Origin of the sequence: Streptomyces cellostaticus (assembly GCF_001513965.1) — a bacterium.
Taxonomy (GTDB): domain Bacteria; phylum Actinomycetota; class Actinomycetes; order Streptomycetales; family Streptomycetaceae; genus Streptomyces; species Streptomyces cellostaticus.
In genome coordinates, this window is record NZ_KQ948027.1 from 1 (window position 1) to 21,182 (window position 21,182).

Here is a 21,182-nt window from a genome sequence, read left to right on the forward strand (position 1 = left end):
GGGCTTACGCCCCCCAGTGTCAGCCGAGTGTCACGCGCCCGCGCAGTTCGGGCACAGCCCCCTGTACGTCACCTCGACGTCCGAGACCGTGAAGCCGAAGCGCTCCGTGTCGGGGAGGTCGGCGAGCGGGTTGCCCGTGGGGTGCACGTCACGGATCGCGCCGCACTGGGCGCAGACCAGGTGGTGGTGTGGCTGGTGCGCGTTCGGGTCGTACCGCTTGGCGCGCTTGTCCGTGGTGACCTCGAGCACCTCACCGAGGGAGACCAGCTCACCCAGCGTGTTGTAGACGGTCGCCCGGGAGATCTCGGGCAGCTTCGCGACGGCCCGTGCGTGGACCTCGTCGGCCGTCAGGTGAACGTGCTCGCCGTCGAGGACCTCGGCCACGACGCGCCGCTGCGCGGTCATCCGCCATCCGCGTCCGCGCAGCCGTTCCAGAAGGTCGCTCATGGAGACCAGCCTAACAGCAAGGAGACCAGGTTCCGATCAGGTGTGACTTTGGAACTTTATTTGATTTAGACAATATCTAATCAGGGTGAGGGGGGCAAGAACCTCACCGGGCGGGCCGGCTCCCTGTGGGGTCCGGCCCGCCCGGCGTGCTCAGAGCGCGGGCGCCGGCTCCCGCGCCGGGGCCCAGCAGCGGATGATGTCGCGGACCGAGACGATGCCGGCGGGCTCGCCGCGGTCGAGGACGACCAGGTGTCGGAAGCCGCCGTGCGCCATGGCCCGGGCCGCCTCCTCCAGGGTCCAGGTCGGGGCGGCGAAGACGACGTCGGTGGTGGTGTGGGCGTGCGTGCGTTCCGTGTCCGGGTTCTGGCCCAGGCCCACGGAGTTGAGGATGTCGCGTTCGGTGAGGATGCCGATGCCGCCGGCGTCGGGGTCGAGGACCACGGCGGCGCCGATGCGGCGTGCGGACATCAGGGCGGCTGCTTGGCGGAGGGTGTGGGCGGGGCCGACGGTGAGGATCACGGTGCTCATGGCGTCGCGGACGAGCATGACTGGGGCCACCTCCTACGAATCTCCGGCGTGTGCGGAGATTCACAAGTTCACAAGTGAGGGTGGCCTCAGAGTGCCAGGTAAAGCGGAGGTCAACAAGAGGGCGCGCGCGGCTAGTTGAGGGGCGTGCCGCAGCTTTCCCATGGTGCTCAGTAGCGCTGGTTGAGATACCCCAGCAACTCGTCGTGCAGCAGGCCGTTGGACGCGACCGCGTTGCCGCTGTGCGGGCCCGGGCGGCCGTCGAGGCCGGTGAAGGTGCCGCCGGCCTCGGTGACGATGATCGCGTTGGCGGCCATGTCCCAGAGCGACAGCTCCGGCTCCGCACAGAGGTCGACCGAGCCCTCGGCGACCATCATGTAGGGCCAGAAGTCGCCGTACGCGCGCGTGCGCCACACCTCGCGGGTGAGGTCGAGGAAGCCGTTCAGACGGCCCTGCTCCTCCCAGCCGCTGAGCGAGGAGTACGCGAAGGAGGCGTCCGTCAGCTTGCCGACGCGGGAGACGTGGATGCGGCTCGCGGAGGACAGGCTGCGGCCGGTGAAGGCGCCGTGGCCCTGCGCGGCCCACCAGCGGCGGTTGAGGGCGGGGGCGGAGACGACGCCGACGACGGGCTGGTAGCCGCCTTCGCCCGCCTCCATCAGGGAGATGAGCGTGGCCCAGACGGGCACGCCGCGGACGTAGTTCTTGGTGCCGTCGATCGGGTCGATGACCCAGCGGCGGGGGCCGGTGCCCTCGACTCCGTACTCCTCGCCGAGGATGGCGTCCCGGGGGCGGGCGCGCTGGAGCTGACCGCGGATGAGCTCTTCCGCCGCCTTGTCCGCTTCGCTCACCGGGGTCATGTCCGGCTTCGTCTCCACCTTCAGGTCGAGGGCCTTGAAGCGGGCCATGGTGGCCGCGTCGGCCGCGTCGGCGAGGACGTGGGCGAGACGGAGGTCGTCAAGGTAGTCCGGCATGTGACGAACGGTATCTTCCGTGGCCGATAGCGGGCTACAGGGGGCCGTGGGTGGGCGGGTCGGCTGGGCCGTGTGGAGAGGTACGGGTCGGCTGAGCCTGGACGAGGAGGGGTCGCCGCTCACCGGCGCCGACGCCGGGCGCGAGGAACTGCGCGATCAGCCCCACGGAGCCGGACCCCGGGACGGTCCGCAGTTCAACGGTGTGCCGTCGGGCACGGTCTGCCGTTCAACGGTGTGCCGTAGGGCACGGTCGCATGGGTGCACCGTGGCCGATGCGCGCCCCCTCGCACGCCCGAGAACCCTTGACAGTGCATGTATGCGCGTCAAATCTGGGCGCAGTGCCGCTTGCCCCAGGGAGGCGATGATGCCTGCAGCCCGGGAGTCCCTACTGGACGCCGCCTATACGGCCCTCGCGCGCCGGCCGTGGTCCGCCGTGCGGATGGTCGACGTGGCCGCGGCGGCCGGGGTGTCCCGACAGACGCTGTACAACGAGTTCGGTAGCAAGGAGGGGCTGGCCCGGGCGCTGGTGCGGCGGGAGGCCGACGGGTATCTCGCCGGGGTGGAGCGGGCGCTCGCCACGCACACCGACCCGTGCGGCCGGCTCACCGCCGCCGCCGAGTGGACGGCGTCGGCCGCCCGGGACAACGCGCTGGTGCGGGCCATGCTCACCGGCTGCTGGAGCGAGCGTCTGCCCGCGCCGACGCTCGCCGCCGTGCCGTCCTCCTCAGCCGTACCCGCGCAGCGCCGGGCGGACGGGCCGCTGCCCTCGCCCGGCGACCTGGTGCGGATCGTGCGGGACCGGGCGGTGATGGTGCTGGGCGGACCCGGCACGGCGAAGGCCGACGACTGCGAGCTCGCGCGGTCCTGTGAGTTCGTCGTGCGGCTCGCGCTGTCCTGTGTGGCCGCGCCGCCGGGGGAGGGCGGCATCGCCGAGCTGGTGCGCGGCGCGCTCCCCGGACAGGTGATCTGACGGGCCGGTGGGCGCCCTGGAGGTTCCAGCCGGCCGCGTCCGGCAGCTCGCCCGCCTGGTCCGGCATGAAGAAGTGGCTGTCGTACGCCGTCAGTTGGGCCGGTTCGCGGCCCTCGGCCGGCCCGTCCGCGAGGCCGTCTAGTGGGCCGAGCCCGACAGTTGGAGGCCGATCACACCGACGATGACGAAGGAGATCGAGACGATCTTCAGGGTCGACACCAGGTCACCGAGGAAGACCATGCCGTAGATCGCCGTGCCCGCCGCACCGATCCCGGTCCACACGGCGTACGCGGGGCCGACGTCGAGCTTCTTCAGCGAGAGGGTCAGCAGGCCGAAGCTGCCCAGTGCGAAGGCGGCGAAGGCGATCGTCGGCCACAGGCGGGTGAACCCGTGCGAGAGCTTCAGGCACACGGCGAAACCGGTCTCCAGGATCCCGGCCACGACGACCAGCAGCCACGCCATGTGCTGTCCTCCCGTAGGTCCGGATCACCGGTTCGGTGCGAGTATGCACTTACCGGGCTCGCACCCCGGCAAACAACGCGGTGCTCAGTCGCCCTCCGTGCGCTCCCGCGTGGACAGCAGCCGGCGCAGCGAGTACAGCCGCGCCGGGTCCGCATGGCCCTCCTCGACCCACGCGTCCAGCGCGCAGTCCCGCTCGTCGTGGCTGCACGCGCGCGGGCAGCCCTCCGTGCCCGGCTCCAGGTCCGGGAAGGCGTGGATCACCCGCGACGGGTCGATGTGCGCGAGGCCGAAGGACCGCACGCCCGGGGTGTCGACGACCCAGCCCTGCGCACCGCTCAGGGGGAGGGCGAGCGCCGAGGTGGTGGTGTGGCGGCCGCGGCCGGTCACCGCGTTGACGTGGCCCGTCGTACGGCGGCGGTCCTCCGGGACCAGCGCGTTGACCAGGGTCGTCTTGCCCACGCCCGAGTGACCCACGAAGGCGGTGATCTTGCCGTTCAGGTACTCGCGCACCCGGTCCGCCGCGTCGCCGTTCTCCAGTTCCTCGCGGCTGGTGACGACATAGGGGATGTCGAGGTGGCCGTACAGCTCCAGCAGCTTGTCCGGCGGGGCCAGGTCCGACTTGGTCATCACCAGTAGCGGCTCCAGACCGCCGTCGTAGGCCGCGACCAGACAGCGGTCGATCAGGCGCGGGCGCGGCTCCGGGTCGGCGAGCGCGGTGACGATCGCCAGCTGGTCGGCGTTGGCCACGACCACCCGCTCGTACGGATCGTCGTCATCGGCCGTACGACGTAGCAACGAGCTGCGCTCCTCGATGCGCACGATCCGCGCGAGCGTGTCCTTCTGGCCGGACAGATCGCCGACCAGGGCCACCCGGTCGCCCACCACGGCCGCCTTGCGGCCCAGTTCGCGGGCCTTCATCGCCATGACCGGACGGTCCTCGACCAGGCAGGTCAGCCGGCCCCGGTCGACCGTGAGGACCAGGCCCTCGGCCGCGTCCTCGTGTTTGGGCCGGATGTTGGTACGCGGCCGGTTGCCCTTGCGGTTGGGACGGCTGCGGATGTCGTCCTCGTCGGTGTGCTTGCCGTAACGGCGCATGGTCCCAGTCCGCCCGTCAGTTCCCCAGCATCCCGGTCCACAGGTCGGGGAAGTCGGGCAGGGTCTTCGCCGTCGTCGCCACGTTCTCGATCTGCACGCCCTTGACCGCCAGGCCGATGATCGCACCGGCCGTCGCCATGCGGTGGTCCTCGTAGGTGTGGAAGACCCCGCCGTGCAGCGCGCGCGGGCGGATGTGGAGGCCGTCGGCCGTCTCGGTGACGTCGCCGCCGAGTTCGTTGATCTCCTTGGTGAGCGCGGCCAGCCGGTCCGTCTCGTGCAGCCGCAGATGGGCCACGCCGCGCAGGGTGGAGGGGGAGTCCGCGAGGGCGGCCACCGCCGCGATGCCCGGGGTCAGTTCGCCCACGTCGCCCAGGTCCACGTCGATGCCGTGGATGGCACCCGAGCCGGTGAACTCCAGCCCGTACTCGGTCAGTTCGCAGGTGCCGCCCATCTCGGTGAAGATCTCCCGCAGCCGGTCACCCGGCTGGGTGGTGCGCGCCGGCCAGTCCGGGATCAGCACCTTGCCGCCGGTGACCAGGGCCGCCGCCAGGAACGGCTGGGCGTTCGACAGGTCCGGCTCGACCGTCAGGTCCCGGCCGAGCAGCGCGCCCGGCGTCACCCGCCACACGTTCGGCTCGCCGCCCGACTCCGGGGTGTCCACCTGGGCGCCGACCGCGCGCAGCATCTCCACGGTCATCCGGATGTGCGGCAGGGAGGGGAGACTCGCGCCGGTGTGGCGCACCTCGACACCCTGGTTGAAACGCGGGCCGGACAGCAGCAGCGCCGACACGAACTGGGAGGACGAGGAGGCGTCGACCGACACCGGGCCGCCGTCCAGGGCCCCGCCGCCGTGCACGGTCAGCGGCAGCGCGCCGCGGCCGTCGTCGTCGATCCGGGCGCCGAGCGTGCGCAGCGCGTCGATCACGCCGTTCAGGGGGCGCTCGTACGACCGCGGGTCCCCGTCGAACCGGATGGGGCCGTCGGCCAGCGCGGCCACCGGCGGCAGGAAGCGCATCACCGTGCCGGCGTTGCCGACGTCGACCGTGGCCGGACCGCGCAGACCCGTGGGCAGCACCCGCCAGGCCTCGCCGGAACCGTCCGGGCCGACCCCCTCCTCGATCTCCACGCCCATGGCCCGCAGGGCGCCGGCCATCAGCAGGGTGTCGCGCGAGCGCAGCGGACGGCGCAGCCAGCCGGGCTCGGAGGCGAGGGCGGCGAGGACGAGGGCGCGGTTGGTGACCGATTTGGACCCGGGCACGTGGACCGTCGCGTCGACGGCTCCGCTCGCGTGCGGGGCGGGCCAGAGGGCGGGGGCAGTGTTCGGGGCCATGGGGCCACTTTATAAGGAGGGCAAGGAAGGGGCCGTCGTCGTCCGCGGGCCGTGGGGGCCGGTCGCGCTGACGCGGGGCGGCACAGCGATACGGTCCCGCCCCTGAGGGGGCTGCCCCTACGGGCCCGGCACCCTCATCCCTGCAAGAGCCAGCGTCCTCCGCCGATCACCGAGCACAGCGACACCGCATAGAACAGGAACAGCCACAGCCCCGCCGGTACGTGCGTCAGCCGCGCCAGCTGGTCCGCGTCCGAGTCGCCCGCCTGGCCCCGGACCCGCTTGGCCTGGAGCTCGAACGGCGGCCGTACTCCGCCGAGCAGGAGGAACCACACCACCGCGTACGCGAAAGCGGCCTGTACCTGGGGGCCCGCCAGCCAGGACACCAGCAGGAAGGCGCCCCCGGCCAGGACCACGGTCAGGACCCCGTACGCGTTGCGGATCATCACCAGCATCGCCACCAGCAGGGCCGTCGCCACCCACAGCAGCAGCGTGATGCGGCCCGCGGCCAGCAGAGCGGCTCCGCCCAGGCCCAGCAGCGAGGGTGCCGTGTACCCCGCGGCCGCCGTGAGGATCATGCCCAGGCCGTACGGCTTGCCGCGGCTGACCGTGAGGCCGCTGGTGTCGGAGTGCAGGCGTATGCCCGTCAGCTGCCGGCCGGTGAGCAGGGCCACCAGGCCGTGGCCGCCCTCGTGGGCGATGGTGATGGCGTTGCGGGAGACGCGCCAGAGAGCGTGCGGGGCGACTGCGGCGAACGCAGCCGCGGCCGTGGCGAGCACCACCCACAGGTCGGGGTCGGGCTGGGTGCCGGTGAGCCGGTCCCAGAGGTCGGGCAGCGCGGTGGCGGCGAGGCTGTCCATGTCCGGCAGTGGCTCCTGTCGTCGTACGGAGTCTGGCAGTGTGACACGTATGGGCGGACGGTATCTGAGACGCCGACGTCGCAGTAATCGTTCCTGGACGGTAAACATGCAGGTCACAGCGTTAGAGCCCCGGAGTGATCCGGGGCTCTGACGCTGCCTGTACTGACTGTGCGCCGGCCTGGAGGCACCTGAGACCACCCCAGGGAACGCGTCCTGACACGGCACGTTCAACGACCGCAGCGGCGACCTCGCCGCGTTCGAGCAGCAGGCGCGCCACGAGCCGCCGTCCCGCGCCTTCTCGACCGGCAACGGCCGGACGGCCCCCTACGTCGAGTACGACATCGACGAGCACACCTCGACGCGCTCACCGGACCGCGGCCTGCGGCGCATCATCCGCAACCCGCTCACCGGCAACGTCTTCGCGACCTGGGACCACTACCAAGTACTGAGCAGGGACTGAAGGGGAAATCCGCGTCAGCGTGTGAAGGAGACCACCGTCATGATCCGTACGACAGCCTGGCTGCGCCCCCTGTCCGAGGTGCCGGACGCCTCCGCGTCGTACGAAGTGCGCGGCTCCCGCAGCCGTACCCGCCAGGACCTGTTCACCGAGTGGGCCGCCGGACTGCGCGAGGCCGCGGACCTCCTCGCCGACGCACCGCCGCACCGCCGCACGAGATGCCCGTCCTCCTGTCCGTTCTGAGCGAGGCCGCGGGCAACGACAGTGCCGCCCCGCGTCTGCTGCTCCTCCTCTACGACACCCCCGACCGCCTGACCGACCTGGACCGGCGTCTGACGGGTTGATCAGCACGGGGAACCGCGCCCAGCAGCGGTCTGCCACTCTTGGACGTGTCCCGGTGGCTGGGACGCAAGAACATCAGGGAGACGGTGGACATGGACGGGCAGCTCACCTCCAGGCGACCGTTTTCGCAGGTCGGAGGGGTGGTCACAGATGTGCGGACGGTATGCGTCCAGTCGTAGGCCCGAGGATCTCGCAGGAGTCTTCGAGATCGAGAAGTGGGAGCCCGAAGAGACCCTGGAGCCGGACTACAACGTGGCTCCGACCAAGGAGGTCTACGCCGTCCTCGACCGTCCGTTGAAAGACGCGGCCGAGCCGCGGCCGGTTCGGCAGCTGCGCAGGCTGAAGTGGGGACTGGTGCCCTCCTGGGCCAAGACGCCCGAGGGCGGCGCCCGGATGATCAACGCGCGCGCGGAGACCGTGCACGAGAAGCCGGCCTACCGGCGCGCCTTCGCCGCCCGGCGCTGCATCCTGCCCGCCGACGGCTACTACGAGTGGGTCACCGGCAAGGACGAGCGGGAGCTGGAGGTGGAGGGGAAGAAGAAGCGGCCGCGCAAGCAGCCCTACTTCGTGCTGCCCGCCGACGGCTCGGTCTTCGCGATGGCCGGGCTGTACGAGTTCTGGCGGGACCGGACCCTGCCCGAAGATCACCCCCAGGCGTGGTGGGTCACCTGCTCGGTGATCACCACCGAGGCGGAGCAGACCCCGCTGGCCGTCGCCCCCGCCGAGGGCCCGTACTCCCTCGCCGAGATCCATCCGCGCATGCCGCTGATGCTCACCCCGGACCGCTGGGACGCCTGGCTGGACCCGTCCCGCACGGACCCGGACGACCTGCTCGGCCTGCTGACCCCGCCCGGGCCCGGCCTGATGCGCGCCTACCCGGTCTCCACCGCTGTCAGCAACGTCCGCAACAACGGCCCGGAGCTGCTGAAGGAGCTGGAGGCGCCGGAAGAGGGCACACTCTTCTAGCGTGATCGAGATTGTCGAGACCGACGCCGGGACCGCACGCGTCACCTGGCACCGGGCGAAGAAGGCGCGGCTGGTGCTGGCCCTCAGCCATGGGGCCGGCGGTGGCATCGAGGCGCCGGACGTGCAGGCGCTCGCCCGGGTGCTCCCGGGGCACGGTGTGACCGTGGCCCTCGTCGAGCAGCCCTGGCGGGTCGCGGGCAAGAAGGTCGCGCCCGCACCGAAGACCCTGGACACCGGCTGGCGCGGCATCTGGCCCGCACTGGCCGGGATGGAGCTGCCGGTGATCTCCGGCGGCCGCAGCGCGGGCGCCCGGGTCGCCTGCCGGACCGCCACCGAGCTGGGCGCGCACGCCGTGCTCGCGCTGAGCTTCCCGCTGCACCCGCCGGGCAAGCCGGAGCGCTCCCGCGCCGACGAGCTGCTCGGTGCCGGAGTCCCCACGCTGGTCGTGCAGGGCGGGAACGATCCCTTCGGGAAGCCGGAGGAGTTCCCCGAGGGGGCGTACGAGCTGGTCGAGGTGGCGTACGGCGATCACGGGTTCGCCGTGCCCAAGCGTGCGGAGATCACCCAGGAGCGGGCGCTGGAGATCGTCACCGACGGCGTCGTGGAGTGGGTCGCGTCACTCGGGTGAGGCCAGGGAATGTTGCGCGGCGGAGTGCTGTTGTGGCGGACAGAAGTGCTGAGCAACGGCACCGACGTCGTAGGAGAGGAAGTCCGCCGCATGGGTTCGACCACCTGCCCGAGCCGTAGCAGCCGCCTTGACCTGGACTGGACGGTGCTGCACGCGGCCAAGACCGCTCCTATTCGAGGGGCGGCAGGCACGGGTCGTGTTCTATCCTCCGAAACGAGTGGGACCGGTTTCGGTCCTGCCCGGGATCTTGAGGAGGTGGGTCCGGTCACTGGGACCGACGCAGGGACCGACAACGGCCAGGCGGAGCTGCCCGAGGGCCAGGGCGTGAGCGCGGAGGCGGACACGGAGACCGGCTCCGAGTCGAACGCGGAGCGCAGTGCGCGCTTCGAACGGGACGCGCTCGAATTCCTCGACCAGATGTACTCGGCCGCGCTGCGCATGACGCGCAACCCGGCCGACGCCGAGGACCTGGTGCAGGAGACGTACGCCAAGGCGTACGCGTCCTTCCACCAGTTCCGCGAGGGCACCAATCTGAAGGCGTGGCTGTACCGGATCCTCACCAACACCTTCATCAACTCGTACCGCAAGAAGCAGCGCGAGCCCCAGCGCAGCGCGGCCGAGGAGATCGAGGACTGGCAGCTCGCCCGCGCCGAGTCGCACATGTCGACAGGTCTGCGCTCCGCCGAGTCGCAGGCGCTCGACCACCTGCCCGACTCGGACGTGAAGGAAGCGCTGCAGGCGATCCCCGAGGAGTTCCGCATCGCCGTCTATCTGGCGGATGTGGAGGGCTTTGCGTACAAGGAGATCGCGGACATCATGGGGACACCCATCGGTACGGTGATGTCCCGGCTGCACCGGGGCCGCCGTCAGCTGCGCGGCATGCTGGAGGACTACGCCCGTGAGCGCGGGCTGGTCCCGGCGGGCGCCGGAGAGTCGAACGAAGCGAAAGGTTCGGGCTCATGAGCTGCGGAGATCCGCACGAGACGGACTGCAGTGAGGTCCTCGACCATCTGTACGAGTTCCTCGACAGCGAGATGCCGGACGTCGATCGCGACAAGTTCCAGCACCACTTCGAGGAATGCTCTCCGTGCCTGGAGAAGTACGGCCTGGAGCAGGCCGTGAAGAAGCTGGTCAAGCGGTGCTGCGGGCATGACGACGTGCCCGCCGACCTGCGCGCCAAGGTCATGGGGCGGATCGACCTGATCCGCTCCGGCCAGGCCGTCCCCGAGCACGACGTGACCGCCACGCCGCAGGAGAGCTGAGCCGCACGGCTCGAAAGAGCCGAGCGCCGGCCGTCACCCGAACGTGCTAATCCTCGGGTCATAATCCCCCGTCCCCTCCGATTCCCGCCCTAGGCTCCGAGCCTGGACAGGCATGGTCGGGGGGAGGGTGTGATGGAGGCGGTTCCGGCGAGGGCACGCGGCTACGTCGCCTGTGTCGCCCTGCTGGCCGTGCTCTGCGTCCTGCCTCTGCCGGCCACCCACGCGCCCTGGTGGGCGCTCGCCCTGCTCGCCGCGCTGTACGCGGCCTGCGAGCACGTCGTAGGGCGTCGTCTGGGCGGCACCTTCTACCCCGTTCTGCTCGCCGGGGCGTTCCTGCTGCCGCCGGCCGCCGCCGCGCTCGTCCCGCTGCCGGCCGCCCTGTTCGCCCGCGTCGAACAGCGCCCCGTGTGGCTACGTCGCGTCTGGCGGGCCGCGCAGCCCTCGCTCGCCGTGTGGGCCGCGGCCCGGGTGCACGGGGCGCTCGGCGGCCGGGACGCCGTCGTGGGCTGCGACTTCCCCTACGCCCTCGTGCCCGCCGGGGCGGCCGTCCTCGCCTTCTGCCTGGTGCTCGCCGCACTCGACGGCGGGATCCTCGCCACGGCCGAGCACGTGCCGCTGCGCAGGGCCTGGCGCGGGCTGCTGTCCCGCTCGCTTGCGCCGGTCGCGGTGCACGGACTCGCCGGGCTGATGATGGCCGTGCTGTGGCGCAGCCCCTACGGGCCCGTCGCCGCGCTGCTCGTGCTGCTGCCGATGTGCGTCTCCTGCTGGGTCTTCGCCCAGTACCACCGGGAGAGGGCCGCCCACCAGGCCACCATCCGCGCGCTGGTGCAGGCCGTCGACATCAAGGACGGCTACACCCGCGGCCACAGCGAGCGGGTCGGACAGGCCTCCGTGATGATCGCCCGCGAACTGGGCATGGACGACGAGCGCGTCGAGGTGCTGCGCTTCGCCGGCATCCTGCACGACGTCGGCAAGCTCGGCGTGCCCACCCGGCTGCTGCGCAAGGACGGCCCGCTGACTCCCGAGGAGCGGCGGATCATCGAACTGCATCCCGAGTACGGCCACGAGATGGTCCGCGGGATCTCCTTCCTCGGTGAGGCCCGCACCGCGATCCTGCATCACCATGAACGGCTCGACGGCAGCGGCTACCCGTACGGGCTGGCGGGCGGTCAGATCCCCGAGTGCGCCCGGGTGGTGGCCGTCGCCGACGCCTTCGACGCGATGACCTCCACCCGCTCCTACAGCAGGGCCCGGCCCGTCGAGACGGCGGTCACGGAGCTGGAGCGGTGCGCGGGAACCCAGTTCGACCCGCGCATGGTCGCGGCGCTCGCCCGGGCCCTCGGCCGCCACGGCTGGCACCCGGCCGTCACGGCCGACGAGGCGCCCTGCGGGATCCCGGCCCAGGAGCCGGTCACCGGCAGCCGCAGCGGGGCACCCCGATGACCGCCCTCCGGCTCATCCATGGCTCCGCCGCCCTGGTCGCGGCCGCCGCCCTCGCCGTCACCTTCTGGAGCGGCATCCACGAGCGGGGCGTGGGGCTCGCCTTCGGCGTGCTCATAGCCGTCGGCGAGCTGACCCGCTGGAGCGGTGCGCAGGTGCGCCAGGCCGCGCCGCTGGGCACCGCCGGATCGCTGTCGTACGCCCTGCTGGGAGCCGACGCGGGACAGCCGACCCAGCACGACGCCCCCCAGGTCGTCACCATCGTCCTGGCCGCCTCCCTGCTGGGCGGCGTCCCGCACATCTGGTGCGGCCGCAGCCCGACCCTGGACCACCTCGCCCGCCGCGTCCTGACCGTCGGCTTCGCCGCCGTCTGCTTCCAGCCCCTCTACAACAAGGGCGTGTTCACGCAGTGGAGCGGCCCCGCCTACGCCGTGCTGCTCGTCGCCCTGCTCGTGCTCACCGCCCTGTGCGACGCCGTCCTCGCCGCCGCCCTCGCCCACTCCCGCACCCGCTGGCCCTTCGGCCCGCTGCTGCGCGACGAACTGCGCGGGCTGCTCGGCATCGGATCCGCCGTGTGCGCGACCGGCGCGGTGATGGCGCTCGCGGTCGCCGTCGCCGGACTGTGGGCGCTGCCGGTGTTCTGCCTGCCGCTGCTGCTCACCCAGCTGTCCGTGCGCCGCTACGCCGCCGTGCGCGCCACCTACCGGCAGACCATCGCCTCCCTCGCCCGGGCCACCGAGATTGCCGGGTACACCCCCGCCGGGCACGCCCGCCGGGTCGCCGCGCTCAGCCTGGCCGTCGGCCGGGACCTGGGCCTGACCGAAGCCGAACTGACCGTCCTGGAGTACGCAGCCCTCATGCACGACATCGGCCAGCTCAGCCTGGTCGACCCCGTCCCGGCCGGCGCCACCGCCGCCCTGCCCGCGCAGGAGCAGCGGCGCATCGCACTGCTCGGCGGGGCCGTCGTACGGCAGACCGGGGTGGACGCGGCGGTCGCCGTGGTCGTGGAGCGGCAGGCCGACCCCTGCCGGGAGCAGCCGCTCGCCGCCCGGATCGTCAGAGCCGTGAACGCCTACGAGGAGAAGGCCCGCGAGGCCGGGTCCGACGGGCCGCTCAGGGCACTGGAGGAGCTGCGCCTGGCCACCGCCGGGGACTACGCTCCCGAGGTCGTGGAGTCGCTGGCCCGGGTTCTGTCCCGGGACTGTCTGACCCTGCCCGTGGCGGGGTAACCCATGGGTAATGAGCGACCTTCCCGGCGTACGTGGTTGGATGCGAGGGAGAGGGTGTCCGGGGGCACAAGCCAGCCCACTGTGCGGAACTGGAACTGGCAGGCGGGAATCGTGAGGATCTTCGGCAAGGGACGGCACCGGCCCTCCGCCTCCTGGCGGCAGGCCACCGACCGCGCGTTCACGCTCATCGGCGACGGCCGGTACGAGGACGCGGGCGAGCTGCTGACACGCGCCGCCGACCTGGAACCCTGGCTGTCGGAGTCCTGGTTCAACCTCGCCCTGCTGCACAAGTTCCGGCACGACTGGGAGCAGGCCCGCGCCGCCGGACTGCGTGCGGTGGCCCTCCTGGAGAGGGAGACCGGCGCCCCCGACTGGTGGAACGTCGGCATCGCCGCCACCGCCCTGCAGGACTGGCCGCTGGCCCGCCGCGCCTGGCAGGCCTACGGGCTCAAGGTGCCCGGGAGCCCCTCCCGGTCGAAGACCGGGGGAGGCGCCACCGCCTCGGACGAGCCGCTCGGCATGGAGCTGGGCAGCGCGGCCGTACGGCTCTCCCCGGAAGGCGAGGCCGAGGTCGTGTGGGGCCGCAGGCTGGATCCGGCCCGGATCGAGGTGCTGTCCATTCCGCTGCCCTCGTCCGGGCGGCGCTGGGGCGAGGTCGTGTTGCACGACGGCGTCCCGCACGGCGAGCGCACGACGTCCGCGGGACACAGCTACCCGGTCTTCGACGAGATCGAGCTGTGGGCGCCCTCGCCCGTGCCCACCTGGGTGGTGCTGCTGGAGGCAGCCACCGAGGCCGACCGGGACGCGCTGGAGCAGCTGGCCGCCGACGCGGGGTTCGCGGCGGAGGACTGGTCGTCTTCGGTGCGGCTGCTGTGCCGGATGTGCTCCGAGTCCCGGATGCCCTCCGACGAGGGCGAGGGTGTGCATCTGGATCCGCACGACCACAGTGAGCCGGGTCATCCCGGACCGCTGGGGCACCGCACGGACGGGCAGCTGTGGGTGCCGGAGCGGGAGTGCGGGGTGGCCGCGCCGGCCGCGCTGGTTCGAGGGTTGCTGGACGGGTGGGTCGCGGACAGCCCGGACTCGCGGGACTGGCGGGATCTCGAAGAGGTCTGCTGAGGCCGTCCTGCGGCTGCGTCGTCGTGGCTGGTCGCGCCCATGCGGCGGAGCCGCATATTGACGCAGACCGCGCCCCTTCAGGGCGCGCCCCGTACCCTGTATCAGCAACTTCACCACCTGTTTTCCTGAGGAAGGCGTACGTCGGTCATGGCGCAGCAGGACACCGATCAGCAGCACGCGGGCGTGCTCCCCGTCGACGACGAGGGGTATGTCGTCGACACGGAGGACTGCGAGGAGCGCGAGCAGGCCTGGCGCGAGCGCGGCACCTCGCGGCCGATCACGGTCGTCGGCAACCCGGTGCTGCACAAGGAGTGCAAGGACGTCACCGAGTTCGGCGAGGAGCTCCAGCAGCTCGTCGCGGACATGTTCGCCAGCCAGCACACCGCCGAGGGCGTGGGCCTGGCCGCCAACCAGATCGGTGTCGATCTGAAGGTCTTCGTCTACGACTGCCCGGACGACGAGGGCGTCCGCCACACCGGCGTGGTCTGCAACCCCAAGCTGGTCGACCTGCCCGCCGACAGGCGCCGCCTCGACGACAGCAACGAGGGCTGCCTCTCCGTACCCACCGCGTACGCGCCGCTCGCGCGTCCCGACTACGCCGAGGTGACCGGCCAGGACGAGCAGGGCAACCCGATCAAGGTCCGCGGCACCGGGTACTTCGCACGGTGTTTGCAGCACGAGACCGACCACCTCTACGGCTACCTGTACATCGACCGCCTCTCCAAGCGCGACCGCAAGGACGCCCTGCGGCAGATGGCCGAGAATGAGCCACGCTACCCGGTGGTCGCCAACGACTGAGGCGTCCAGCCGAGACGTACGGCGACCCTGCGGAGCAGCCATGACGCCCGCTGCGACGCCCGGTCGGGATCCTTCCCGACCGGGCGTCGTTCGTTTGTTCGCCGCAAGAATCCCGGCATCTTGGGGTGGTGATGGAAGCAAATCCGTTCCCATAGCGGTCAGTTGTGGTGCTGAATGGGAAGTGCGGGGATACGCAACGGCGCACGCCCGGCACGCATCGGAGGGGCGGGCGCTTCAGGCGGCTGAGAGGGGACTGTTCGTGCACGCTTTCTCACACGGCACCACATCGTCGACAGCGGTCGCAGTACCGCCGTCGCTTGCCCTCCCGGTGATCGAGGACATGTTTCCCCGACAACTCCACCCGTATTGGCCAAAGCTTCAGGAGAAGACCCGTCAGTGGCTCCTGGAAAAACGGCTCATGCCGGCGGACAAGGTACGGGAATATGCCGATGGTCTTTGCTACACCGACCTGATGGCCGGGTACTACACCAGTGCGCCCGACGAGGTCCTGCAGGCCATAGCGGACTACAGCGCCTGGTTCTTCATCTGGGACGACCGCCACGACCGTGACATCGTGCACCGGAGGCCGGCCGACTGGCGGCGCCTGAGGTACCGCCTGCACACCGCCCTCGATGCCCCCCGGCACCATCTGCACCACCCGGCCCCCCTGGTGGCGGGGTTCGCGGACAGCGTGCTGCGGCTGTACTCGTTCCTGCCGGGCACCTGGAACCGGCGGTTCGCCCGGCACTTCCACGCGGTGATCGAGGCCTACGACCGCGAGTTCCGCAACAGGATCACAGGGCATATTCCGAAGGTCGAGGAATATCTCGCCCTGAGGCGGCACACCTTTGCGCACTGGATATGGACGGACCTGCTGGAGCCGAGCGCCGGGCGTGAACTCCCGGACCGCGTAAGGAAACATCCGGCCTATCGCCGTCCGGCGCTGCTGAGCCAGGAATTCGCCGCCTGGTACAACGACCTCTGCTCGCTGCCGAAAGAAATAGCGGGCGACGAGGTGCACAATCTCGGAATCAGTCTCATCACCCATGAGGCACTGACCCTCGAAGAAGCCGTGGACGAAGTCAGGCGACGCGTCGAGAAATGCATCCGTGATTTCCTCGACGCCGAGCGGGACGCCCTGCGATTCGCCGACGAACTCGCCGACGGCACGGTCTTGGGAAGGGAATTGGGCGCCGCCGTGCGCGCCTGCGTCGGCAGCATGCGGAACTGGTTCAGTGCCGTCTACTGGTTCCACCACGAGTCGGGCCGGTACATGGTCGACAACTGGGACGACCGGTCCACGCCCCCGTACGTCAACAACGAAGCGGCAGGTGAGAAATGACCGTCGAGTCTGTGAAGCCCGTGACCTCCGAGACGACGGAACTGCGCGAACCGCCTCTCGCCGGCGGTGCCCTCCCGATCCTCGGCCACGGCCTGCAACTGGTCCGCGACCCGCTCGCCTTCATGTCCGGGCTGCGCGCGCACGGCGACGTCGTGCGCCTGAAGCTCGGCCCCAAGACGGTGTACGCCGTCACCGCACCGGCGCTCACCGGCGCACTTGCCCTCAGCCCCGACTACAAGATCGACGGGCCGCTGTGGGAGTCCCTCGAAGGGCTGCTCGGCAAGGAGGGCGTCGCCACCGCCAACGGCCCGCGCCACCGCCGCCAGCGGCGCACCATCCAGCCCGCGTTCCGGCTCGACGCGATCCCCGCCTACGGGCCGGTCATGGAGGAGGAGGCGCACGGGCTGACCGAGCGCTGGCAGCCCGGCGAGACCATCGACTGCACCTCGGAGTCGTTCCGGGTCGCCGTGCGTATCGCGGCCCGCTGCCTGCTGCGCGGCGATTTCATGGACGAGCGCGCGGAGCGGCTGAGCATCGACCTCGCCACGCTCTTCCGTGGTATGTACCGCAGGATGGTCATCCCGCTCGGGCCCTTGTACCGGCTGCCGTTCCCGGCCAACCGCGAATTCAACCGCGCACTGGCCGATTTGCATCTGCTGGTCGACGAGATCGTCGCCGAGCGGAGGGCATCTGGTCAAAAGCCGGACGATTTGCTGACGGCATTGCTGGAGGCGAAGGACGACAATGGCGACCCCATCGGGGAACAGGAGATCCACGACCAGGTGGTCGCGATAGTCACCCCCGGAAGCGAAACAGTCGCCTCCACGATCATGTGGCTGCTCCAGGTCCTCGCGGAACATCCGGAACACGCCGAGAAGGTGCGTGCCGAGGTCGAATCCGTCACCGGCGGCCGGCCGGTCGGATTCGCGGACGTCCGGGCCCTTAGGCACACCAACAATGTCGTCGTGGAGGCCATGCGGCTGCGGCCCGCCGTGTGGATTCTGACGCGGCGCGCGGTGACCGACACCGCGCTCGGCGGCTATCGCATTCCGGCGGGGGCGGACATCGTCTACAGCCCCTACGCCATCCAGCGCGACGGCCGCTCCTACGACCGCCACCTCGACTTCGACCCCGACCGCTGGCTGCCCGAGCGGGCCAAGGACGTGCCGAAGTACGCCATGAGTCCCTTCAGCGTCGGCAACCGCAAGTGCCCCAGCGACCACTTCTCCATGGCCCAGCTGAGCCTGATCACCGCGGCGATCTCGGCGAAGTACCGCTTCGAGCAGGTCAGCGGGTCGAACGACACCACGCGCGTGGGCATCACGCTGCGGCCCCACCGGCTGCTGCTCACGCCGCAGCCCTGGTAGGACGCCGGCTACCGGTGCGCGCTCAGACGGCCCAGGGGCCCCCGAACGCGCGCCGGTAGAAGTTCCCGCGAGACGGCTCAGAAGTCCTCGTCGAGGTCGACCGTGCCCTCCACCGCCACCTGGTACGCGGACGGGCGGCGCTCGAAGAAGTTGGTCAGCTCCTGGACGCCCTGCAGCTCCATGAAGGAGAAGGGGTTCTCCGAGCCGTAGACCGGGGCGAAGCCGAGGCGCGTCAGGCGCTGGTCGGCCACGCACTCCAGGTACTGCCGCATCGAGTCGGTGTTCATGCCCGGCAGGCCGTCACCGCACAGGTCGCGCGCGAACTGCAACTCGGCCTCGACGGCTTCGCGCAGCATGTCGGTGACCTGCTGCTGGAGCTCGTCGTCGAAGAGTTCCGGCTCCTCCTTGCGGACGGTGTCGACCACGTCGAAGGCGAAGGACATGTGCATCGTCTCGTCGCGGAACACCCAGTTGGTGCCGGTCGCGAGACCGTGCAGCAGACCCCGGCTGCGGAACCAGTAGACGTACGCGAAGGCGCCGTAGAAGAACAGACCCTCGATGCACGCGGCGAAGCAGATGAGGTTGAGCAGGAAGCGCCGGCGGTCCGCCTTGGTCTCCAGGCGCTCCAGCTTCTCGACCTCATTGATCCACTTGAAGCAGAACCCGGCCTTCTCACGGATGGACGGGATGTTCTCCACGGCCGCGAAGGCGGCGGCGCGGTCCTCCGGGTCGGGCAGGTAGGTGTCGAGCAGCGTCAGATAGAACTGGACGTGCACGGCCTCCTCGAACAGCTGGCGCGACAGGTACAGGCGCGCCTCCGGGGAGTTGATGTGCTTGTACAACGTCAGCACCAGGTTGTTCGCGACGATCGAGTCGCCCGTCGCGAAGAAGGCCACCAGGCGGCCGATCAGGTGCTGCTCGCCCGGAGTCAGCTTGGCGAGGTCGGCGACGTCCGAGTGGAGGTCGACCTCTTCCACGGTCCAGGTGTTCTTGATGGCGTCCCGGTAGCGCTCGTAGAAGTCCGGGTAGCGCATGGGGCGCAGGGTCAGCTCGAAGCCCGGGTCGAGGAGATTCGTGTTACGGGTGGACATTACTGGCAGGCCTCGCAGGACTCGGGGTTCTCAAGGGAGCAGGCGACGGCGTCGGGGTCGGCCACCTGCTGGACGGGGATGGTCGCTTGCGTCTGCGCCTGTGCCGCGCGGGCGATCCGGGTCGCCGGGCGCGAGCGCAGGTAGTACGTGGTCTTCAGGCCCGACTTCCAGGCGTACGCGTACATCGAGGAGAGCTTGCCGATGGTCGGCGTCTCCAGGAACAGGTTCAGGGACTGAGCCTGGTCGAGGAACGGGGTCCGGGCGGCGGCCATATCGATGAGCCCGCGCTGCGGGATCTCCCACGCCGTGCGGTACAGCGCCCGCACGTCCGCGGGGATCCACACGAAGTCCTGCACCGAGCCGTTGGATTCGCGCAGCGCCTCCCGGGTCCGCGCGTCCCAGACGCCCAGCTCCTTCAGGTCCTTCACCAGGTACGAGTTGACCTGGAGGAACTCGCCGGACAGGGTCTCGCGCTTGAACAGGTTGGAGACCTGGGGCTCGATGCACTCGTACACGCCCGCGATGGAGGCGATGGTGGCGGTCGGGGCGATGGCGAGGAGCAGCGAGTTGCGCATGCCGACCGCGGCGATCCGCTCGCGCAGGGCCGCCCAGCGCTCGGGCCAGTTCAGCTCGACGTCGTAGTGGTCGGGGTGCAGGACGCCCTGGGCCGTACGGGTCTTCTCCCAGGCCGGCAGCGGCCCGCTCCGCTCGGCCAGGTCGGCGGAGGCCTCGTACGCGGCGAGCATGATGCGCTCGGCGATCCGCGTGGACAGGGCCCTGGCCTCGGGCGAGTCGAAGGGCAGGCGCAGCTTGAAGAAGACGTCCTGCAGACCCATCGCACCGAGGCCGACGGGGCGCCACTTGGCGTTCGACCGCCCCGCCTGCTCGGTCGGGTAGAAGTTGATGTCGACCACGCGGTCGAGGAAGGTGACGGCCGTGCGGACCGTCTCGTCGAGCCGCTTCCAGTCGATCTCCCCGTCGCTCACGAAGGCGCCGAGGTTGACCGAACCCAGGTTGCAGACCGCCGTCTCCCCGTCGTCCGTGACCTCCAGGATCTCCGTGCAGAGGTTGGAGGAGTGGACGACATGGCCCGGGACCGCCGTCTGGTTGGCGGTGCGGTTGGCGGCGTCCTTGAAGGTCATCCAGCCGTTGCCGGTCTGCGCGAGAGTGCGCATCATGCGGCCGTACAGATCGCGGGCCGGGATCGTCTTCTTCGCGAGGCCCTGTTCCTCGGCCCTGCGGTACGCCGCGTCGAACTCCTCGCCCCACAGGTCGACCAGCTCGGGCACGTCGGCGGGGGAGAACAGGGACCACTGTCCGTCAGCGTTCACGCGGCGCATGAACTCGTCCGGGATCCAGTGCGCGAGGTTCAGGTTGTGCGTACGGCGGGCGTCCTCACCGGTGTTGTCCCGCAGCTCCAGGAACTCCTCGATGTCGGAGTGCCAGGTCTCCAGGTAGACGGCCGCGGCACCCTTGCGCCGGCCGCCCTGGTTCACCGCGGCCACCGAGGCGTCCAGGGTCTTCAGGAACGGGACGATGCCGTTGGAGTGCCCGTTGGTGCCACGGATCAGCGAACCGCGGCTGCGGATCCGGGAGTACGACAGACCGATGCCGCCGGCGTGCTTGGAGAGGCGGGCGACCTGGTGGTAGCGGTCGTAGATGGAGTCCAGCTCGTCCAGCGGGGAGTCCAGCAGGTAGCAGGACGACATCTGCGGGTGACGCGTACCGGAGTTGAAGAGCGTGGGGGAGGAGGGCAGGTAGTCGAGGCGGCTCATGAGCCCGTAGAGCGCCGCGACCTCGTCCAGCGCGCGGGTGCTGTCGTCCTCGGCGAGGCCGGCGGCGACGCGCAGCATGAAGTGCTGGGGCGTCTCGATCACCTGGCGGGTGATCGGGTGACGCAGCAGGTAGCGGCTGTGCAGGGTGCGCAGGCCGAAGTAGCCGAAGCGGTCGTCGGCGAGCGGGTCGATCAGGGAGTCCAGCCGGCCGGCGTGCAGCCGGACGAACTCGGCGGTCCGGTCGGCGACGAGACCCTCGCGGTGGCCCACGGCGACGGACTCGGTGAAGGACGTCACGCCCTGCGAGGCGGCCTCGGCGCGGATGGTGAGGGTCAGCAGCCGGGCGGCCAGCCGGGAGTAGGCGGGGTCCTCGGAGATGAGGCCGGCGGCCGCCTCCGTGGCCAGCTCGCGCAACTCCGCCTCGTCGGCCCGCGCCGACCGGCCCCGCAGCGCGGCCGCGGCGACCCGGCCGGGGTCGGCGTCGGGCAGGTCGGCGGTCAGCTCGGTCAGGGTCCGCAGCAGCGCGGTACCGGGACCGTCGGTCTCCAGGTCGCTGACTGAAGCCGGGTCGGCTGGCGCGATGGTCACGTGGGGCTCTCCCTCGCTCGGCACGGGGCCTTGCGGAGGGCAGGGGGCAGCACGAGCGCGCACGGCGTCGCGTCCACCGGCCCATTCCACGAGGCCCGGACGTCTCAAGGCACCCGGACCG

General features: G+C 70.9%; 22 protein-coding genes. 13 read left to right on the top strand and 9 right to left on the bottom strand.

Going from position 1 to position 21,182, the window contains the following annotated elements:
- Window positions 1–30: 30 nt before the first annotated feature.
- The 3 genes from AQI88_RS23605 to hisN all read right to left on the bottom strand — a co-directional run bounded on the left by AQI88_RS23605 (window position 31) and on the right by hisN (window position 1,943).
- Window positions 31–447, bottom strand: coding sequence for a Fur family transcriptional regulator (locus tag AQI88_RS23605; RefSeq protein ID WP_067002764.1), 417 nt, complete (start codon window positions 445–447; stop codon window positions 31–33).
- Window positions 448–597: 150 nt separating this feature from the next.
- Window positions 598–993 (bottom strand): CBS domain-containing protein, encoded by a 396-nt coding sequence (locus AQI88_RS23610; protein WP_067002766.1) that lies wholly within the window; start codon window positions 991–993, stop codon window positions 598–600.
- Window positions 994–1,142: 149 nt separating this feature from the next.
- Window positions 1,143–1,943: a histidinol-phosphatase gene (gene hisN / locus AQI88_RS23615; RefSeq protein WP_067002769.1), complete on the bottom strand. Its 801-nt coding sequence runs from the start codon at window positions 1,941–1,943 to the stop codon at window positions 1,143–1,145.
- Between the two features lie 364 nt (window positions 1,944–2,307).
- On the opposite strand from hisN, the gene AQI88_RS23620 reads away from it, so the two are divergent.
- Window positions 2,308–2,913 carry a TetR/AcrR family transcriptional regulator gene (locus AQI88_RS23620; RefSeq protein WP_067003180.1) on the top strand — a complete coding sequence of 202 codons (606 nt, stop codon included), beginning with the start codon at window positions 2,308–2,310 and terminating at the stop codon, window positions 2,911–2,913.
- 138 nt (window positions 2,914–3,051) lie between these two features.
- Here AQI88_RS23620 and AQI88_RS23625 read toward each other — a convergent pair whose 3' ends face one another.
- The 4 genes from AQI88_RS23625 to AQI88_RS23640 form a co-directional block, all read right to left on the bottom strand.
- Window positions 3,052–3,375, bottom strand: a complete 324-nt coding sequence (locus tag AQI88_RS23625; protein WP_067002771.1) for a DMT family transporter — start codon at window positions 3,373–3,375, stop codon at window positions 3,052–3,054.
- Window positions 3,376–3,459: 84 nt separating this feature from the next.
- The gene (rsgA, locus tag AQI88_RS23630; RefSeq protein WP_067002773.1) at window positions 3,460–4,470 is read right to left on the bottom strand and encodes a ribosome small subunit-dependent GTPase A; all 1,011 of its coding nucleotides are present in this window, start codon (window positions 4,468–4,470) and stop codon (window positions 3,460–3,462) included.
- A 16-nt stretch (window positions 4,471–4,486) separates the two neighbouring features.
- On the bottom strand, window positions 4,487–5,800 hold the full coding sequence (aroA, locus tag AQI88_RS23635) for a 3-phosphoshikimate 1-carboxyvinyltransferase (protein ID WP_067002775.1): 1,314 nt from the start codon (window positions 5,798–5,800) through the stop codon (window positions 4,487–4,489).
- Window positions 5,801–5,934: 134 nt separating this feature from the next.
- Window positions 5,935–6,657 (bottom strand): M50 family metallopeptidase, encoded by a 723-nt coding sequence (locus AQI88_RS23640; RefSeq protein ID WP_067002777.1) that lies wholly within the window; start codon window positions 6,655–6,657, stop codon window positions 5,935–5,937.
- A 499-nt stretch (window positions 6,658–7,156) separates the two neighbouring features.
- On the opposite strand from AQI88_RS23640, the gene AQI88_RS23645 reads away from it, so the two are divergent.
- From AQI88_RS23645 to AQI88_RS23695, 12 genes are all read left to right on the top strand, one after another.
- Window positions 7,157–7,357: a hypothetical protein gene (locus AQI88_RS23645; RefSeq protein ID WP_159050382.1), complete on the top strand. Its 201-nt coding sequence runs from the start codon at window positions 7,157–7,159 to the stop codon at window positions 7,355–7,357.
- Window positions 7,333–7,458, top strand: coding sequence for a hypothetical protein (locus AQI88_RS48550; RefSeq protein ID WP_279616565.1), 126 nt, complete (start codon window positions 7,333–7,335; stop codon window positions 7,456–7,458). The genes AQI88_RS23645 and AQI88_RS48550 overlap by 25 nt, the downstream gene beginning before the upstream one ends.
- A 148-nt stretch (window positions 7,459–7,606) precedes the next feature.
- Window positions 7,607–8,422, top strand: coding sequence for an SOS response-associated peptidase (locus tag AQI88_RS23650; protein ID WP_067002781.1), 816 nt, complete (start codon window positions 7,607–7,609; stop codon window positions 8,420–8,422).
- 1 nt (window position 8,423) lies between these two features.
- The gene (locus AQI88_RS23655) at window positions 8,424–9,050 is read left to right on the top strand and encodes an alpha/beta hydrolase family protein (RefSeq protein WP_067002783.1); all 627 of its coding nucleotides are present in this window, start codon (window positions 8,424–8,426) and stop codon (window positions 9,048–9,050) included.
- A 255-nt stretch (window positions 9,051–9,305) separates the two neighbouring features.
- Window positions 9,306–10,013, top strand: coding sequence for a sigma-70 family RNA polymerase sigma factor (locus tag AQI88_RS23660; RefSeq protein WP_067002785.1), 708 nt, complete (start codon window positions 9,306–9,308; stop codon window positions 10,011–10,013).
- Window positions 10,010–10,312 (top strand): mycothiol system anti-sigma-R factor, encoded by a 303-nt coding sequence (gene rsrA / locus AQI88_RS23665; RefSeq protein ID WP_067002787.1) that lies wholly within the window; start codon window positions 10,010–10,012, stop codon window positions 10,310–10,312. Before AQI88_RS23660 ends, rsrA begins: the two co-directional genes overlap by 4 nt.
- Window positions 10,313–10,444: 132 nt before the next feature.
- A complete protein-coding gene (locus AQI88_RS23670; RefSeq protein WP_067002788.1) occupies window positions 10,445–11,755 on the top strand; it encodes an HD-GYP domain-containing protein in 1,311 nt (436 codons plus the stop codon).
- Entirely contained in the window at window positions 11,752–12,981 is a 1,230-nt protein-coding gene (locus AQI88_RS23675) for an HD-GYP domain-containing protein (RefSeq protein WP_067002789.1), read from the top strand. The genes AQI88_RS23670 and AQI88_RS23675 overlap by 4 nt, the downstream gene beginning before the upstream one ends.
- Window positions 12,982–13,092: 111 nt before the next feature.
- Window positions 13,093–14,100, top strand: a complete 1,008-nt coding sequence (locus AQI88_RS23680) for a tetratricopeptide repeat protein (protein WP_067003182.1) — start codon at window positions 13,093–13,095, stop codon at window positions 14,098–14,100.
- Window positions 14,101–14,247: 147 nt separating this feature from the next.
- Window positions 14,248–14,898, top strand: coding sequence for a peptide deformylase (gene def, locus AQI88_RS23685; RefSeq protein ID WP_067002791.1), 651 nt, complete (start codon window positions 14,248–14,250; stop codon window positions 14,896–14,898).
- 259 nt (window positions 14,899–15,157) lie between these two features.
- Complete coding sequence (cyc1, locus tag AQI88_RS23690) at window positions 15,158–16,240, top strand: epi-isozizaene synthase (RefSeq protein ID WP_107118645.1); 1,083 nt, start codon at window positions 15,158–15,160, stop codon at window positions 16,238–16,240.
- The gene (locus AQI88_RS23695; RefSeq protein ID WP_067002795.1) at window positions 16,237–17,607 is read left to right on the top strand and encodes a bifunctional albaflavenone monooxygenase/terpene synthase; all 1,371 of its coding nucleotides are present in this window, start codon (window positions 16,237–16,239) and stop codon (window positions 17,605–17,607) included. Before cyc1 ends, AQI88_RS23695 begins: the two co-directional genes overlap by 4 nt.
- Window positions 17,608–17,684: 77 nt before the next feature.
- Here the strand turns inward: AQI88_RS23695 and AQI88_RS23700 are convergent, their stop codons facing one another.
- Together AQI88_RS23700 and AQI88_RS23705 are read right to left on the bottom strand one after the other, a co-directional pair.
- A complete protein-coding gene (locus AQI88_RS23700) occupies window positions 17,685–18,698 on the bottom strand; it encodes a ribonucleotide-diphosphate reductase subunit beta (protein WP_067002797.1) in 1,014 nt (337 codons plus the stop codon).
- A complete protein-coding gene (locus AQI88_RS23705) occupies window positions 18,698–21,061 on the bottom strand; it encodes a ribonucleoside-diphosphate reductase subunit alpha (RefSeq protein WP_067002799.1) in 2,364 nt (787 codons plus the stop codon). The genes AQI88_RS23700 and AQI88_RS23705 overlap by 1 nt, the downstream gene beginning before the upstream one ends.
- Window positions 21,062–21,182 lie beyond the last annotated feature (121 nt).

What these genes read in the sequence shown, in the direction of transcription:
- AQI88_RS23695 (WP_067002795.1), top strand. Translation starts at nt 16,237, where the DNA reads ATGACCGTCGAGTCTGTGAAGCCCGTGACCTCCGAGACGACGGAACTG.
- AQI88_RS23700 (WP_067002797.1), bottom strand. Translation starts at nt 18,698, where the DNA reads ATGTCCACCCGTAACACGAATCTCCTCGACCCGGGCTTCGAGCTGACC.
- AQI88_RS23645 (WP_159050382.1), top strand. Translation starts at nt 7,157, where the DNA reads ATGATCCGTACGACAGCCTGGCTGCGCCCCCTGTCCGAGGTGCCGGAC.
- def (WP_067002791.1), top strand. Translation starts at nt 14,248, where the DNA reads ATGGCGCAGCAGGACACCGATCAGCAGCACGCGGGCGTGCTCCCCGTC.
- aroA (WP_067002775.1), bottom strand. Translation starts at nt 5,800, where the DNA reads ATGGCCCCGAACACTGCCCCCGCCCTCTGGCCCGCCCCGCACGCGAGC.
- AQI88_RS23620 (WP_067003180.1), top strand. Translation starts at nt 2,308, where the DNA reads ATGCCTGCAGCCCGGGAGTCCCTACTGGACGCCGCCTATACGGCCCTC.
- AQI88_RS23625 (WP_067002771.1), bottom strand. Translation starts at nt 3,375, where the DNA reads ATGGCGTGGCTGCTGGTCGTCGTGGCCGGGATCCTGGAGACCGGTTTC.
- hisN (WP_067002769.1), bottom strand. Translation starts at nt 1,943, where the DNA reads ATGCCGGACTACCTTGACGACCTCCGTCTCGCCCACGTCCTCGCCGAC.
- AQI88_RS23605 (WP_067002764.1), bottom strand. Translation starts at nt 447, where the DNA reads ATGAGCGACCTTCTGGAACGGCTGCGCGGACGCGGATGGCGGATGACC.
- rsgA (WP_067002773.1), bottom strand. Translation starts at nt 4,470, where the DNA reads ATGCGCCGTTACGGCAAGCACACCGACGAGGACGACATCCGCAGCCGT.
- rsrA (WP_067002787.1), top strand. Translation starts at nt 10,010, where the DNA reads ATGAGCTGCGGAGATCCGCACGAGACGGACTGCAGTGAGGTCCTCGAC.
- AQI88_RS23670 (WP_067002788.1), top strand. Translation starts at nt 10,445, where the DNA reads ATGGAGGCGGTTCCGGCGAGGGCACGCGGCTACGTCGCCTGTGTCGCC.
- AQI88_RS23650 (WP_067002781.1), top strand. Translation starts at nt 7,607, where the DNA reads ATGTGCGGACGGTATGCGTCCAGTCGTAGGCCCGAGGATCTCGCAGGA.
- AQI88_RS23610 (WP_067002766.1), bottom strand. Translation starts at nt 993, where the DNA reads ATGCTCGTCCGCGACGCCATGAGCACCGTGATCCTCACCGTCGGCCCC.
- AQI88_RS23640 (WP_067002777.1), bottom strand. Translation starts at nt 6,657, where the DNA reads ATGGACAGCCTCGCCGCCACCGCGCTGCCCGACCTCTGGGACCGGCTC.
- AQI88_RS23675 (WP_067002789.1), top strand. Translation starts at nt 11,752, where the DNA reads ATGACCGCCCTCCGGCTCATCCATGGCTCCGCCGCCCTGGTCGCGGCC.
- AQI88_RS48550 (WP_279616565.1), top strand. Translation starts at nt 7,333, where the DNA reads ATGCCCGTCCTCCTGTCCGTTCTGAGCGAGGCCGCGGGCAACGACAGT.